The organism is Streptomyces sp. JLBT605, assembly GCF_058215555.1.
The window spans coordinates 7,080,974-7,095,778 of the sequence record NZ_CM177087.1 but is presented as its reverse complement, the minus strand read 5'-3'; the positions used below and the strand labels follow the sequence as shown (position 1 = coordinate 7,095,778).

The window sequence follows — 14,805 nt, the reverse complement described above, 5'->3', positions numbered from 1 at the left end:
CGACGTCTTCCCTCGGCCATCGCGTGGCAAGGGGTGTCGTCGTCGCCGGGCACAGCCGGGCGAGGGCGGCGACCCGACCGACGCCGAAGATACCTTCCACAAGGCCCCTCTCCTGCGGTGCTGATGGACGGCAACGACCGTTGACCAGCCCGGGGTGTTGTGATGTGCGGTGCTCGGTCGGGATATTCGCTGGTCGTCGCTTGCTGGTGGTGGTCATACTGCCGCGGTGGATCCAGTGACTCTCGAGACCGACCGTCTGGTGCTTCGGGCCTTCACACCTGCCGACGTGGATGCGGTGTACGAAGCCTGCCAGGACGAGGACATCCAGTTCTACACCCCGGTGCCGGTGCCGTACCGGCGTGCGGACGCGGAGAGGCTCGTCGGCGAGAAGCTGCCCGCTCAGTGGGCCGAGGACAAGGACTACACGCTCGGCGCGTTCCGCAAGGACACCGGCGCCCTGGTCGGCTCGTACTGCCTGACCCTCATCAGCCGCGGCGTCTGGGAGCTCGGCTACTGGGCGGTCAAGGAGCAGCGCGGACGCGGGTACTCGGTGGAGGCCGCTAGGGCCCTGTGCGACTGGGGCTGGGCCATCCTCGACGTCCACCGCATCGAGTGGTGGGCCATGGCCGGGAACACCGGTTCGCGTGCCGTCGCCGAGAAGCTCGGCTTCACCGTCGAAGGGACGCTGCGCAATCGCGGCATCGCCAACGACGGCAAACCGCACGACTGGTGGGTGGGCGGACTGCTGAGGCCCTGATCTGCTCGGGCCGGCGCTTCGCGGCTGCGTTTGCCCTTCCGCGGGGAAGTTCCCGGCTCGGAGGTTCCCACAGAAGACCTACACCCATTGATCATCGACGGGCAGCCGTGACGTGGCAGTGACCGCACCGGCTCTTCGAGTGTGACCAGGAAGCGGGCCCGTGCGGCCTTGCCCCATCCTGGCTTCGGCTTCCAGCACCAACCCCCGGGGTCCCGGGCTGTCGTCGAAAGCCTCGACCATGTGGTCCAGCAGGTAAGCGCCCAGCCGTCGCCGGCCGGCACACACCGCGGAACCGGACCTGCTGCTTTGAATATGCGCTGGCCGGTCGGGCTGAAGCCGGGAGACTCAGGTGCTGTGTACATGGTGATCTCTGGTTTCAAGCCGTCCTTCCTGATCGGGATCGAGGCGGTTCGGCAGGCGCACGGATCACGTCTGGCGAGGCTCACTGGTCGGCGGATGACGGAGTCATCGAGGCGTGCAGGTGGAGACTGGCGAGGTAGCTGTCGGGAGTCTTGTCGTATCGGGTGTCTCACCGTCCCAGTTCCGGCCTCCTGGTACGTCACGCGCTGGGGCTGGTGGGGCACGTGGAGCCGACGTGAGCCGACCGGTGCACTGATGTCCGGGCGGGGGGACTCATGGGACATGGCCCGGCACCCGGCTCAGGTTCCGGGGAGGATACGGCGCGTTTCGTAGGCCCACATGGCGATCTCGACCCGGTTGCGGGCGCCGAGTTTGGCCATCAGGCTGGCCAGATGCGTCTTCACCGTGCTGAGGCTGATGTGCAGTGCATCGGCGATCTCGGTGTTGGTCAGCCCGCGAGCGACTGCGAGGAGCACCTGCTCCTCGCGGGCGGTGACGGGGGAGACCGGCTGGGCCACGGGCCGGCCGGCGGGCAGGTCCGCGAAGGCCTGGAGCAGACGGACGGTGACGCTGGGCGCGATGAGCGCCTCACCGTCGGACGCCGACCGTACGGCCTGCGCCAGAAGGTCCGGTCCCGTGTCCTTGAGGAGGAATCCGCGGGCGCCGGCACGCAGTGAGCCGTAGACGTACTCGTCGAGGTCGAACGTGGTGATGACGACCACGGCCAGCGGGTCGGCGACGCCCGGGCCGGCGACCAGCCGGGTGGCCTCGAGCCCGTCGAATACAGGCATGCGGATATCGAACAGGCAGACGTCGGGGCGCAGTTCGCAGGCCAGACGCACCGCTTCCCGCCCGTCGGCGGCCTCGCCGACCACCTCGATGCCGGGCTGGGCGTTCAGCATGATCCGCAACCCGGTGCGGATGATCGTCTGGTCGTCAGCGACGAGGACGCGAATGGACACCGCTCTCGCTCCTCGCTCTCGGCAGTTCGGCTTCGACAAGCCAGCCCCGGTCGGCACCCGGGCCGGCTCGTAGCGTGCCGCCGAGCAGGGTCGCGCGCTCGCGCAGTCCGGTAAGTCCGTATCCCTCGCGACCCCGGCCGGTGCGCCTGCCGTTGTCGCGCACGCTCACCCGTACCATGTGCCGTTCCGCGGCGACCCGAACGACGAGCTCGGTCGCGTCGACCGCATGGCGCAGCGCGTTGGTCACCGACTCCTGCACGATCCGGTAGACGGCCGCGTCCACGGCCGGGGGCAGCGCGTCCAGTTCGCCGTCGAGCCCCAGGTCGACCCTGAGGCGACCACCCGGGGTGCGCACCAGGCGCTCCAGATCCGCGACTCCGGCAGGGGGCGCCAGCTCGGCGCCGACCCCGCGGTCGCGCAGCGCGGCGACCATGGCGCGCATTTCCTCCAGCGTGCGCGCCCCTTCCTCCTCGACCCCCTCCAGCGCCTCGACGGCGGCGGACGGGTCGATGCCCGCGAGCACCCGGCCCGCCTGGGCGATGATCACCATGGCCGACACGTGGTGGGCCACCGTGTCGTGCAGTTCCCGGGCGAGCTGCTCGCGTTCGCGGGAGCGCACCTGCTCCAACTGCCGCTCGCGAGCGGTCACCCGGAACCGCACGGCAGCCCCGACCACGCCGGGCAGCAGCAGGAAGACGAAGCCCACGGCCTTTTCGACGACCGGGGTCTCGTCCGTGGCGACACACAGCGCGCCGGCCGCGATGATCACCGCGCCGCCCAGCACGATCTCGCGTCCCGATCCCCACCGGGGCAGCGCGTACACCAGCACGAGCACGACCGTGCCGGTGTACAGGCCGACGGGCTCGCGCGGTGTGGCGACGAGCGAGGCCACCGGAAGCAGGATCACCGAGCCGAACGCCAGCGTCACCATCGCCAGCGGGCGGGTCCGGCGCCACAGGGGCAGCAGGCACAGCCATACGGCGATCACCACGGCCACCGGCCGCCACACGACGTTCTCGCGCAGGGTGGCCTCCAGCACCACACCGGCAAGGCCCGCGGCGAGCAGCGCCCAGTCCCGCCACACCCGGACGGGCGCGTCGGGCGGCCGGGGTTCGGTCCACAGGGTTCGCAGGTCGTCTCGGAGCACGGTTCTCAGCGTAGGGGCCGCGGCGTGCCGCGCATCGGCCGAAAGTACGGGTCGTCACTCCGCCCCGGGGCCGACGGATCCGCGGCCCGCGGGCCGATGCCGCGGAGCGCCGCGGCGAGGACCCTCGCTTCGTCGGCCGTACAAGGACGGCCGACGAGGTGGTTGGAGGAACCGATGCTCTCGAAAGCCCTGTTGCGCCTGGGCGCAAGCGCCGCCCGCCATCCCTGGCGGGTGATCGCGGCATGGCTGATCGCCGCCACGCTCGCGGTCCTCGCCGCCGTCGCCTTCGGTGGGCGGACCGCGGACTCGATGACCGCTCCGGGACTGGACTCCCAACGGGCCGCGGAACTGATCGAGCGGGCCGGCACCGGCCAGGAGGGGATGACCGCCCAAGTGGTCGTCACCCCCCTCGACGACGGTGCGACGTTCTTCGACCACGGCAGCGCGCGCACCGCTCTCACGCGGCTGCGGGCCGAGGTGAAGCGGCTGCCGCACGTGCTCGGCACGAGCGACCCGGCGGGGGCACTCGACGCAGGCGGGGACACCGCCGTGCGCGGCGGCCTCGTCTCGGCCGACGGGCGGATCGCGGTCGTCCGGGTGCAGTATCCCGACCAGAGCCGGCTGTCGGCCGAAGACCTCGACGCCCTCGTCGATCTCGGCGACCGGCTGCGCGCCGAGCTGCCCCTGCGCATCGAGATGGGCGGGAACCTTTTCTACGCCTTCTCCGACCCCGACGGCGGCGCGAGCGAGTTGATCGGCATCCTCGCCGCGGCCGCGATCCTGTTCCTGGCGTTCGGTTCGCTCGTCGCCGCCGCGCTGCCGATCGGCATGGCGGTCTTCGGACTGACCATCGGAGTTGCCACGATGACGGTACTGGCGGGGGTGATGGACGTACCCACCTTCGCACCGGTCCTGGGCAGCATGGTCGGGCTCGGAGTGGGCATCGACTACGCGCTGTTCGTGCTCGCCAGGCACCGGGAGTACCTCGCGTGCGGGCTCGATCCGCAGGCGGCGGCCGGACGAGCGGTGGCCACGGCGGGGAGGCCCGTGGTCTTCGCCGGCGGCACCGTCGTCGTATCGATCCTCGGCCTGGCGGTCGCGAACGTGCCGTTCATGACGGTGGGCGGGGTTGCCGTCTCGATCGTCGTCCTGACCATGGTGGTCGCGTCGGTGACGCTGCTGCCGGCCTTCCTCGGCGCGGCGGGCCCGCGCCTGGCCCGGGCCGGCCGGATCGGCCGGGCTCTGCAGACCAGGAAGCTGGGCCGACTCGCACGGCGGCGGGACCCGGCGGCAGGCGCCGCCCACGCCGCCGGGTGGCGTCGCTGGATCGGGCACGTCAGCCGGCACCCGGTGCCGTACGCGATCGGCGCGGCGGGGCTGCTGCTGACCGCGACGCTGCCCGTGCTCGGCCTGCGCGTCGGCCTGCCCGACGACGGCTCACTGCCCCACAGCCGTACCGAGCGCCGCGCCTACGACCTCGTCGCCGAGGGGTTCGGCCCGGGCACCAACGGTCCCCTCGTCATCGCCGCGGATCCCACCGGTGATCCGGGAGTGCTGGACCGACTCGTCGGGGCGGTCGCGGCGGATCCGGGCATCGCATCCGTCGCGCCGACGCACATCGATCGGGCCACCGGCATCGCGACCCTCGTGGTGTTCCCGACCACCAGCCCTCAGGACAAGGCCACGGCCGACACCATCGCCCGGCTGCGGACCGACGTGCTGCCCACGGCGATCGGGCCCGGCCCGGCCAGGGCCCACGTCGGCGGCGCCGCCGCGAGCCTGTCCGATGTGGGCCAACGCACCAGCCAGCGCCTGCCGGTGTTCGTCGCCGCCGTGCTGGCGATGTCGTTCCTGCTGCTGATGCTGGTCTTCCGCTCGATACTCGTACCGCTCAAGGCGGTACTGCTGAATCTGCTGAGCATCGGCGCGGCCTACGGCATCATGGTCGCGGTCTTCCAATGGGGCTGGGGAGGCGCACTCATCGGGCTGGAAGCGACGGTTCCGATCGTGTCGTTCATCCCGATGTTCCTCTTCGCCATCCTGTTCGGCCTGTCGATGGACTACGAGGTGTTCCTCCTCTCCCGCGTACGCGAGGAGTACCTGCGCACCGGCGACAACGGCACGGCGATCGTTGAGGGCGTCTCGCGCACCGCCCGGATCATCACCTCGGCCGCCCTCATCATGGTGGCGGTCTTCCTGTCCTTCGCCGTCGCCGAGGACCCCTCCACCAAGATGTTCGGGCTCGGCCTGGCCACCGCGATCTTCATCGACGCCACGGTCGTGCGCATGGTGCTGGTGCCGGCGACCATGACACTCCTCGGCCGGACCAACTGGTGGCTGCCGAGGTGGCTGGACCGGATGCTTCCCCGCGGCCCGATCGGCACCGACGGCACCGACGCGGACGCGGAATCCGCGGGTGAGGCCCCGCGTCCACGGCTGGTTGACCGTTGACTCGACTCCTGCCCGCCCTTGGCGTCCGGCACCTCAGCGCGTCACCTGGGGGTATAGCGAGTCGTGATCACCGGGTGGTCCTGGTGAGGTCCTTGATCCAGATCATCGAGGCGCGCAGGTGGAGACCGGCGAGGTAGCTGTCGGGAGTCTTGTCGTATCGGGTGGCGATGCCTCGCCATGCTTTGAGCTTGTTGATCAGGCGTTCGACGGTGTTCCGCTCTTTGCAGAGATCGGCGTCGTGGCTGACGGGTCGGCCACCTCTGGAGCCCTTCTTCTTCCGGTTGGCGGCCTGGTCCCTCTTCTCCGGGATGACCGCCTTGATACGGCGTTTGCGCAGGTGGGCGCGGTTTCCGCAGGACGAGTACGCCTTGTCCCCGGCGACCGCGTCCGGCCGGATGCGTCATCGTTCTTCCAGCGCGGGATCACTTTCGGTCTCTTGCTCGTTTTGCTCTTCGAGGCCGCCCCCTTCGACCTGGCCTTCTCCTCCTCGGCCGCGGCTTTCTCCAGGGCGGCGACGACGTCCTCATCGAGGTGCATCCCGGCCGCGTCGTGGTGGGCTCGGGCGGTGGTGGAGTCGATGCTGACCAGGGACAGGTCCACCTCACCCCGCTTCGCGGCTTCCGTGATCAGGCCCTCCAGCAGGGCCTCGAAGACGCCGGCGTCACGCCACTGCCGGAAGCGGTTGTGGACGGTCGACCAGGCGCCGAATTCCGTCGGCATCTCCCGCCACTGCCCGCCCGCCTTGAACCGCCAGATCACGCCCTCGAACTGCTGCCGCAGTCGCTCGGGGTACGGGCCGTACTCGCCGATCGGCAGGTACGGCTTGATGAACTCCCAACCTGGACAGGTCAGTTGCACTCGCGTCACGTAAGACCGTCTATCGGACCGCGACCGTGCCACGAAGGCACATCCCGCAAATTGATCACGACTCGATACGCGCCCTAGGAGCTGTGCGAGGTCGCGCTGCTTGAGTGGCGGCCGGCAGACCATGACCTGGCGGCTGGAACGGTGGCGGTGGAGTTCGTCTTCGCCGGGGGCTGTCTGCGGGTCGTCAACGGCCTCGACGAGAACCGCTTCGAGGTCGGTGTGGCCCAGCCGGACTACGCTCGGCACCGGCTGGGCCACTGAGCACTACTGCTCGCTAGGTTTCTGTCGGCGGCGGACGCCCCGCGGGCGCCTTCCCAGCAGTGACGGGCCGTCGCTCGCCGAGGAAAGGACCACAGTCGGACTCACCGGCACCACGGTGTACGGGACCGAAGGCCCGGCATGGGGCGCACTCAACGCAGCCGAACCATGCGACCAGGCACTCGAGCAGGCGGCCATCGAGGCAGAATTCTGCGATCCCCGGCTCCGTTGACGGGGACCGTCGACTTGTCGGACAAGCCCGCGCCCAGGCTCCGCCCGCGGCGCCTCAGTGCAGTATTTCTGCCCGCAACCTCTCGTTCGGGGTTGCGATGTCCGTGTAGCGGGCAGTGCCCCGGGCATTGCTGTAGACGCCTGTGCCGCCGGTGATGGCCATGTCGAGCGAGCTCTTTCCGCTCTCCCAGAGCGACTGCATCGTCAGAGAGCCACGCTCGAGTTCAATCGTGATCAGGCACTGCGTGGTGCGTTCTTCGCCCTCGAGGTGGACGACCTGGCACGAACCACCCCCACGTCCGACTTTGCGGCCGTCCCTTATGGCGGCGCCGGAGTAGACGTCCATATCACCCAAGCTGGGCCCTGCCGGGCCGAGATCAGTAGCCGCGTACTGATCGTTCTGAATCTTGAGTTCGAGGACCTCGACTCGCCCCTTGTCCGGCGTGTCGGCGTCGGCGCTGTCCACGGCACAGACGCCGATCGCAGCGGCGACCATCGATACGGCAACGAGCCTCACAAGCCTCGCTCGTGTGTTGCTGTTTCCACGCGGATTCCCCCGCTCTCTCCGATGTACGGCAGTGGATCCCAGGCTGCTGGTGACCATCGCGACTCCTCCTCTATTGCGATCTCCCACATGCGAACACCCTCGACGCTATGTCCGATGAGTCATCTTGTCTAAGATCAATATGACTATGGCGTCATGATCTCGGAGGCATGATGGAGCTGAACTCGCTCAGGCAGTTCCTGGTGGTGGCACGACTGGAGCACCTCAGCCGGGCAGCCGACGAGCTGCACATCGCGCAGCCGTCGCTGAGCCGCACCATCGCCCGGTTGGAGAGCGAACTGGGTACACCGCTGTTCGACCGGAGCGGTCGGCTCAGGCTGAACGATGCGGGCAAGCTCTTCCGCGACCACGTCGAACGTGCCCTCGGCGAGCTCCAGGCCGGACGACGCGCCGTCGCCGAGGCCACCAGCAAGGGCCTGGGCACCGTGAGGCTGGCGTCGGAAACCTTCCTCACCCTCACCGGCCCACTGGCGGCCTACAAGCGCGCCCACCCCTCCGTGGAGCTCGAGCTCCACTGGTCGTCCGCCGAGGACATGGCCCGGCGCCTGCGGGCCCAGGATGTCGATCTGTGTGTCGCTTCGCAGCCGATCCATGGCGAGGGCCTGGAGGCGGTACGGCTGTTCGATGAGCCGGTGGGAGTTGTCACGCCACTCGATCATCCGCTCGCGGACCGTACGTCTGTGAGCATCCACGAACTCGCCGACCAGCCCTTCGTCACCGCACGCGAGGGACACTGGCTGCGCCGACTGCTCGATCGGCTCTTCGCCGCCCGAGGCCTCACCCCGAAGATCGTCTGCGAAAGCGACGAGCACAGCACCATCGCGGGCTTGATCGGCGCCGGACTCGGCATCGGCCTCGTCCCCTCCTTCGCCCGCCGCACGGCCACGGATACCCCCGTCGCCTGGATCCCCGTCGACAGCCCCGACTGCCGTCGCACGGTAACCCTGTACTGGGGCGCCGGCAGCCACCTGCCGACCGCCGCCCAGTTGCTGCGCACCACGATCACCAGCTGGAAGTGGACCACCGACGAACCCGAGGAGAAGCCATGACGATCTGACCCGGCGTCAGCGGCACGGCGGTTCCGGCTCCGCACGCGACAGCCTGTCGGCAGGGGTGCGATGCGGTGTGGTGCGCGGCCGACGCCCGCCGGGGAGAGTGCGGAGCAGTGGTGGTACAGGGGTCTGGGTCGAAGCCGTCTGCCGTGGCTTCGACCCGGGCCCACTGGTCATGGCCGGGTGGTGAGCGGGCCGGGCCGTCTCCGCCATGGCCATGTTCCCGGTGCGATTCGTGGCCTACTACCTGTCGACGGCGTCGGTCACGCGCTTCCAGCCGTCCAGGTCCGCGATGCGTGCCTCCAATGCGGGGCGCATGCCCGTCGCGCTGGACGTGCCGAGGGCCAGGCGCAGCGGAGGGTTGGGGCTGTCGACCGCGGTCCGGATGCCTGTGGCGATCCGCGCCGCGGTGGAGAACGCGGATGCCGGCAGCTCTCCGATGCCTTTCTGAACCTCGCGGACGGTCTGGTCGTAGTCGGCCAGGCCGGCTGCGACATCGAGGTTGGCCAGGAAGGGGGTCGCGGTCATCCCGGGCTGGATGATCGTGACCTTGATGCCGAGCGGTGCGACCTCGGCCGCGAGCGCGTCCGACAGCCCCTCGACCGCGTACTTGGTGGCGGCCAGCAGACCCACGCCGGGGTGGGCGGACTGCCCGTAGACGGACGAGCCCTGGAGGATGTGCCCGGATCGCTGGGCGCGGAGCACCGGCAGCGTCGCGCGGAGCACGTTGAGCACTCCGAAGACATTGGTGTCGAACACGGCGCGGACCTGTGTGTCGGAGGCCTCCTCGACGGCTCCGAACAGTCCGTAGCCGGCGTTGTTGGCCACCACGTCGATACGGCCGAACCGTGCGAGCGTGCTTTCCACCGCGTTTCGGACGGCTCGCTCGTCACGTACGTCCGCCTGGATGAGAAGCAGGCGCTCACCGTGCACTTCAGTCAGTTCTTCCAGGGAGGAGGTGTCGCGGGCGAGGGCCGAGACGGTGTCGCCGTTCTCCAGTGCCTGGAGCGTCAGTTCGCGGCCGATGCCGGACGTCGCGCCGGTGATCAGCCATGCGCGGAGGTGGGTCTGGGGGTTGAATGTTCCGTTCATGTTGCGACCGTAAGCTGTTAGCTCGCAACGAGTCAACGCCAGATCGACTGTAGGTTGCTCACTAGCTGGATTAGCACCGCTCATACTGATGTACAGTGGGAGGATGATCGATGCGGCAGCCGGATCCCCCAAACCCAGCCCGCGCACCGTCACACCGACGGTGGAGACCGTTCTCGCGTTCGTGAACACGCGCGCGGACGGATCGGGTCGCCGAGAATTGTTCGGGGACGGGGACTCGTTCGCGGCGTGGCTTGCGGAGCGCGACGAGTTCGGTGGCGAAACCGTGGTGACCGACGCTGACGCCGCGGTCGCGCGCGAGCTGCGCGATGCCCTGGTGACCGTGCTGCTCGCGCACTCCGGCGACGAGGAAAGTCTGGGTGAGCCGCTACTGCGTGCCGAGCGGCACCTGCGACGTGTGGGTTCGCTCTACCCGCTCGCGACGGTGGTCACGGCCGGCGGTGTAGAGCTGACCTCGCCGCAGGCGGGGGCGCCCCGCGTGTTCGGAACCGTACTGGCCGCGGTGACGACGTTCGCCCAGAGCAGCGACTGGGGGCGCATCAAGGCGTGCCGGAATCCCCCATGCCATTTCGGTTTCTTCGACCGCACCCGCAATGGGAGAGGGCTGTACTGCAGTACTGGCTGCGGCTCTCAGGTCTCCATGCGCAAACACCGCCAGCGGCAGCGCCATGGCAGCGGTGCGCCGTCCGACGAGGCGTGAGACCGCCCTTCCAGCGAGGAGGGTGATCATCGTCGCCGGCAAGGGCAAGGGCCACGGCCAGGAGCCGGTCCACCGCCTCCCGGGTGCGCGTGCGCTCGTCAGGGTGTTGCTCGGTCATGTGAGGGCCTCGGCGGGGTGGTCGCGCCCGGGTCGGGTTCGCAGAGTGCACGGTCCCGTTTGGCCGCCGAAAGTGGCGGGACAAGCCCGGCACCGGGTAGGGCTGCCCCCACCCCGAGACGGGTACCAGTCGGATGGTTTCCATCCCGCTCGGCCGCGACCCTGGGGCGCATGAAGCGACATCAGCCAACCCCCCTACTGGCTTTCACGCTCTGCCTGGGTGCGCTCCTGGGCGCCTCTGGGCCGGCGGCGGCCGCCCCACCCGGGCAGCGCGACGCCGTCGTGACCGCCATCGAGCACGCGGCCCACCCTCTGCGCTCAACCGATCCCGCGGGTGCGGCACGCGATCTCCGCCCGCTCGGGCGCATGGTCGGAAACGCGAAGGTCGTGGCGATGGGCGAAGCCACCCACAGTTCCCACGAGTTCTTCACCCTGAAGCACCGCGTCTTCCGGTATCTGGTCGAGGAGAAGGGATTCCGCACCTTCTCCCTCGAGGCTCCCTGGAGCACCGGTCTGCGGCTGAACACCTACGTACTGCACGGAAAAGGCGATCCACGGCAGATCATGAGAGAGGACTTCCAGGAGTCGTACCTCTTCTGGAACACCCGCGAGTACCTCTCACTGGTCCAGTGGATGCGCGCCTACAACCAGGCCCATCCGCATGATCCGGTCCGGTTCATGGGGAACGACGCCGGGTACGCCGGGCCGGACCTCTATGACACGGTGACCGCGTACGTCCGCGACACCCACCCCGGGCTGCTCCCCGAGATCACCAGGCTCTACCGCGGTCTGCGCCCAACCACGGACACCTACACGTACATGACGACCTATCTGGCCAAGCCACTGGCCGAGCGGCGCGCGATGGCGTCCCGGACCGGGCAGGCCCTGGAACTGCTGCGGCGCGAGCACCCGGCGCCGGGCGAAGCGGCACCGGAGGCGTACGCCTGGGCTCTGCGGAACGCGACCGTCCTGGACCAGACCGCCCGGCTGTACGCCTTCGACTTCGGCGACCAGAGCCAGGTCGCGGAGGCCATGCTCTACCGTGACCGGACCATGGCCGAGAACACGCTGTGGTGGCAGCAACGAACGGGGGACAAAGTCCTGTTGTCCGCGCACAACGGCCACGTCGCCTATGTCTCCGACGACCCGGAGCACTACCCCAAACCGCAGGGCGCCTTCCTGCGCGACCGGCTCGGGGCCGGCTATGTGAACGTCGGGCTGTCCTTCGACCACGGCTCGTTCAACGCCACCGAACCGGACGACAAGCTGCTCGACAAGGAGGTCCGGAAGGTCACCCTGCGGCCCGCCCCGTCCGGCAACAACGAGCACACCCTGGACCAGGTGCGGTACGACGACTACCTACTGGACATGCGGACCGCCCCTGCCCCGGCACGCGACTGGCTGCGCGTGCCTCGCCCGACCCGCGAGATCGGCACCGCCTACCCCTGGCCGGACGCCCCGGTCGCGCTGTCGCGGTCGTTCGACCTGCTCATCCACCTGCACGACATCCGGGCCGCGGACCGGACCACCCTACGAGGTGAAGAACTCCATGGTGGACAGCGTGTGGGGGGGGCCGGCTGGTTCCGGCTGCGGGCGGCCGGCTCCCAGAGTTCATCCGGAACCAGACGCTTCGGTAGATCAGCACCGACGACCGGCATCGTGCCGCCCGAACATCGCCTCACGTGAGACAACCTCTAAGCCTTGATGGGTGCGGCCGACCTGGCGGCCTGCTCGATCTTCGCGCGGTAGGCGGCACGGGCCTCCTCGTCGATCTGCTTCTCGTGTTCGGCGCGCAACCCGGTCCGGCCGTCGAGGCCCTCGCGCAGGATATCGGCGTGCCCGGTATGCCGGATGGACTCGCCGAGGACATGGACCATGACGGCGAACAGGTTCGTGTCGGCATAAGGGTCCGGCCACCACGGCACGTGGCCGGGGGCGTCGAGGGGCAGCTCGTTGATCGTCGCGTCCGAGTGTTCCCACGTGCGCCGGTAGAACCCGATGATCTGATCGCGGGTCTCGTCCTCGGCCGCCCACAGATCGCTGCCGTCGGAGTCCTGCCACCGGGGCAGCGGTTCCGGGGAAGGGCGGTCGAAGACCTCGCCGAAGTACCTGGCCTCGACGGTGGCCACGTGTTTGACCAGGCCGAGGAGGTTGGTCCCGGTCGCTGTCAAAGGTCGGCGGGCGTCGTATTCGGACAAGCCGTCGAGTTTCCAGAGCAGCGCCTCGCGGTCCCGCCGCAGCCTCCCGTGCAGGTTGTCCTTCGCGAATTCATCGATCATGCGGCATGAGCCTGCCATGGGCTGCTGGTGGTCTCAAGATCCCGTACGTGGTCCGCAACGACTGGCAGAGCTGATGCCTGGCCATGGCCGCCGCCCTGGCCTGCTACAAGGAGCTTGCGAAACTTGCCATGTGAGACACCCTCTTACCCATTTCCGCGAGCGTGGAGCGTGACGGCCGTTGCGCTCTGCCCCTACATGTAGTCACGTTGTCGCACCGGAAGATCAGGAGTGTGGACTATGGTGTGGGGATGACTACCGGGACGGCATTGCGCCACACACGGATTGGTGACCCGGTGCTCTTCTGAGTGCCGTATGGGCCGGTGCGGGCCCGCTGCTCGATCGAGGACCTTGCGCTGCTGCGCGGGCTCCGCCTCCGTCGTGTTGATCACAGGCTCGACACGTCAATCACGACAGGAGAATTCATGCCCACCAAGACGCTGCAGATTCCCACCGCGGACGGCCAGGCCGACGCCTTCGCCGTCTTCCCCGACGGTGGCGGGCGGCACCCGGGGGTGCTGATGTACGCGGACGGCTTCGGCATCCGGCCCGTGCTGCGGGAGATGGCCCGCGATCTGGCCGGGCACGGGTACTACGTGCTCGTCCCCAACCTCTTCTACCGGCACGGCCCGGCACCGGTGATCGCACTTCCCGAGCACATCGGAGAAGACGTCCGGCCCCAGGTCATGGCTCAGCTGATGCCCTTGATCGAGGCGCACACCGCCGAACGTGTTCTGAGCGACGCCGACGCCTACCTCAGGTTCCTTACCGCCCAACCCGAGGTCGTCGCCGGTCCGGTCGCGGTGACCGGCTACTGCATAGGCGGCCTCCTGGCGATGCGCACCGCCGCGGCCCACCCCGGCCAGGTGGCCGCCGTCGCCGGATTCCACGGCCCCGTGGGCGCCGACGGGCCTGGCCTCTTCTCCAAGCTCACCGCCCAGGTCTACCTCGGCCATGCCGAAAGCGACATGACTCCCGAGGCCCTTGGCGAGCTCAACCAGGCCCTGGATGCCGCAGGTGTCGGCTACACCTCCGAGATCTACCCCGGCACCATCCACGGCTTCACCATGTCCGACACCGACGCTTTCAGCGCCTCCGGACTGAAGCGCCATTGGGACCGCCTGCTCCCCCTCCTGGACCGCACCCTGCTCCACAGCTGAGGCTCCGGCGGAGTGTGACGGACGACTGCCGGGCGGGCACGGTGGCACTCAGCAGGCCGGCCCCGGCTCGCCCGGCCACGGGAACAGCGCGGGAGCGACCGAACCAGCGTCGCCGACCCGCCCCGGTGGCCGGGCCGGCGCCAGCCGGAGCGGGGGCCATGGGCGCGGGTGCGGAGTGGGCGGTGACACCGACAACACCGGTGCCGGCCTCGGCAGGCCCAGCCGGCTCACCGGCTACGTCACCACCGGCAAGCGGATCCGACGCCCGATCCCCGCGCAGCAGCGGCAGGACCCTCCTCGGCGACGGTGCTCGGCGGAGTGATTGCTCATGGCGCCACCGTGAAGCGGGAGCGCCGCCGCGCGTACACCTCTATCTCGATCTTCATGCGCGGGTCGGCGAGACCGCACATGAGCATCGTGGCGGCCGGTCGAACGTCGCCGAAGTAGCGGCGCAGGACCGGCCAGCAGGGTTCGAAGTCCTCGCGGTCGGGCAGCAGGTAGCGCACGCGCACCACGTCGGCGAAGGTGCACTCCGCCTCGACCAGTGCGGCCTCGATGTTGCGCAGGCACTGCTCGGCCTGCTCCACCACGTCGTCGGAGATCGTCATGGTGGCGTAGTCGAACCCGGTCGTCCCGGACACGTGCACCCAGTCGCCGTCGACCACAGCACGGGCATAGCCGATCTGCTCCTCAAAGGTCGAGCCGCTGAGGATCGCGTGTCGCTCTGTCATGCGCGGAACGCTAAATGACCAGCACTGATACGTCTAATACGGCCGCATGCATGACCTGATA

12 protein-coding genes and 2 pseudogenes are annotated in these 14,805 nt (G+C 69.2%); 6 read left to right on the top strand and 8 right to left on the bottom strand.

Features of this window, described 5'->3' with window-relative positions; all coding sequences use genetic code 11:
- The first annotated feature begins 226 nt into the window (after window positions 1-226).
- Window positions 227-757, top strand: a complete 531-nt coding sequence (locus AC4BDD_RS30710) for a GNAT family N-acetyltransferase (protein ID WP_490688750.1) — start codon at window positions 227-229, stop codon at window positions 755-757.
- A gap of 659 nt (window positions 758-1,416) precedes the next feature.
- Here AC4BDD_RS30710 and AC4BDD_RS30705 read toward each other — a convergent pair.
- A complete protein-coding gene (locus AC4BDD_RS30705; protein ID WP_490688749.1) occupies window positions 1,417-2,079 on the bottom strand; it encodes a response regulator in 663 nt (220 codons plus the stop codon).
- Window positions 2,054-3,226: a sensor histidine kinase gene (locus tag AC4BDD_RS30700; RefSeq protein ID WP_490688748.1), complete on the bottom strand. Its 1,173-nt coding sequence runs from the start codon at window positions 3,224-3,226 to the stop codon at window positions 2,054-2,056. The genes AC4BDD_RS30705 and AC4BDD_RS30700 overlap by 26 nt, the downstream gene beginning before the upstream one ends.
- Window positions 3,227-3,400: 174 nt before the next feature.
- On the opposite strand from AC4BDD_RS30700, the gene AC4BDD_RS30695 reads away from it, so the two are divergent.
- A complete protein-coding gene (locus AC4BDD_RS30695; protein ID WP_490688747.1) occupies window positions 3,401-5,677 on the top strand; it encodes an MMPL family transporter in 2,277 nt (758 codons plus the stop codon).
- Window positions 5,678-5,744: 67 nt separating this feature from the next.
- Here the strand turns inward: AC4BDD_RS30695 and AC4BDD_RS30690 are convergent.
- The 3 genes and pseudogenes from AC4BDD_RS30690 to AC4BDD_RS30680 form a co-directional block, all read right to left on the bottom strand.
- Window positions 5,745-6,083: pseudogene (locus AC4BDD_RS30690) on the bottom strand (transposase); the annotation flags it as partial.
- Between the two features lie 39 nt (window positions 6,084-6,122).
- Window positions 6,123-6,544 (bottom strand): annotated as a pseudogene (locus tag AC4BDD_RS30685) (transposase); the annotation flags it as partial.
- Window positions 6,545-7,088: 544 nt separating this feature from the next.
- Complete coding sequence (locus AC4BDD_RS30680; protein WP_490688746.1) at window positions 7,089-7,637, bottom strand: allene oxide cyclase barrel-like domain-containing protein; 549 nt, start codon at window positions 7,635-7,637, stop codon at window positions 7,089-7,091.
- A gap of 110 nt (window positions 7,638-7,747) precedes the next feature.
- Between AC4BDD_RS30680 and AC4BDD_RS30675 the strand changes: the two genes are divergently transcribed.
- On the top strand, window positions 7,748-8,647 hold the full coding sequence (locus AC4BDD_RS30675) for a LysR substrate-binding domain-containing protein (protein WP_490688745.1): 900 nt from the start codon (window positions 7,748-7,750) through the stop codon (window positions 8,645-8,647).
- Between the two features lie 246 nt (window positions 8,648-8,893).
- On the opposite strand, the gene AC4BDD_RS30670 is transcribed toward AC4BDD_RS30675, so the two are convergent.
- Entirely contained in the window at window positions 8,894-9,742 is an 849-nt protein-coding gene (locus AC4BDD_RS30670; RefSeq protein WP_490688744.1) for an SDR family NAD(P)-dependent oxidoreductase, read from the bottom strand.
- A 103-nt stretch (window positions 9,743-9,845) separates the two neighbouring features.
- On the opposite strand from AC4BDD_RS30670, the gene AC4BDD_RS30665 reads away from it, so the two are divergent.
- Together AC4BDD_RS30665 and AC4BDD_RS30660 are read left to right on the top strand one after the other, a co-directional pair.
- Window positions 9,846-10,460, top strand: a complete 615-nt coding sequence (locus AC4BDD_RS30665; protein WP_490688743.1) for a CGNR zinc finger domain-containing protein — start codon at window positions 9,846-9,848, stop codon at window positions 10,458-10,460.
- A 288-nt stretch (window positions 10,461-10,748) separates the two neighbouring features.
- Window positions 10,749-12,263 carry an erythromycin esterase family protein gene (locus AC4BDD_RS30660; RefSeq protein WP_490688742.1) on the top strand — a complete coding sequence of 505 codons (1,515 nt, stop codon included), beginning with the start codon at window positions 10,749-10,751 and terminating at the stop codon, window positions 12,261-12,263.
- Window positions 12,264-12,271: 8 nt separating this feature from the next.
- Here the strand turns inward: AC4BDD_RS30660 and AC4BDD_RS30655 are convergent, their stop codons facing one another.
- Window positions 12,272-12,856 (bottom strand): DinB family protein, encoded by a 585-nt coding sequence (locus tag AC4BDD_RS30655; RefSeq protein WP_490688741.1) that lies wholly within the window; start codon window positions 12,854-12,856, stop codon window positions 12,272-12,274.
- A gap of 422 nt (window positions 12,857-13,278) precedes the next feature.
- Here AC4BDD_RS30655 and AC4BDD_RS30650 point away from each other — a divergent pair, with 422 nt between their 5' ends.
- Entirely contained in the window at window positions 13,279-14,013 is a 735-nt protein-coding gene (locus AC4BDD_RS30650) for a dienelactone hydrolase family protein (RefSeq protein ID WP_490688740.1), read from the top strand.
- Between the two features lie 326 nt (window positions 14,014-14,339).
- Here AC4BDD_RS30650 and AC4BDD_RS30645 read toward each other — a convergent pair whose 3' ends face one another.
- Window positions 14,340-14,744, bottom strand: a complete 405-nt coding sequence (locus AC4BDD_RS30645) for a RidA family protein (RefSeq protein WP_490688739.1) — start codon at window positions 14,742-14,744, stop codon at window positions 14,340-14,342.
- Window positions 14,745-14,805: the final 61 nt, after the last annotated feature.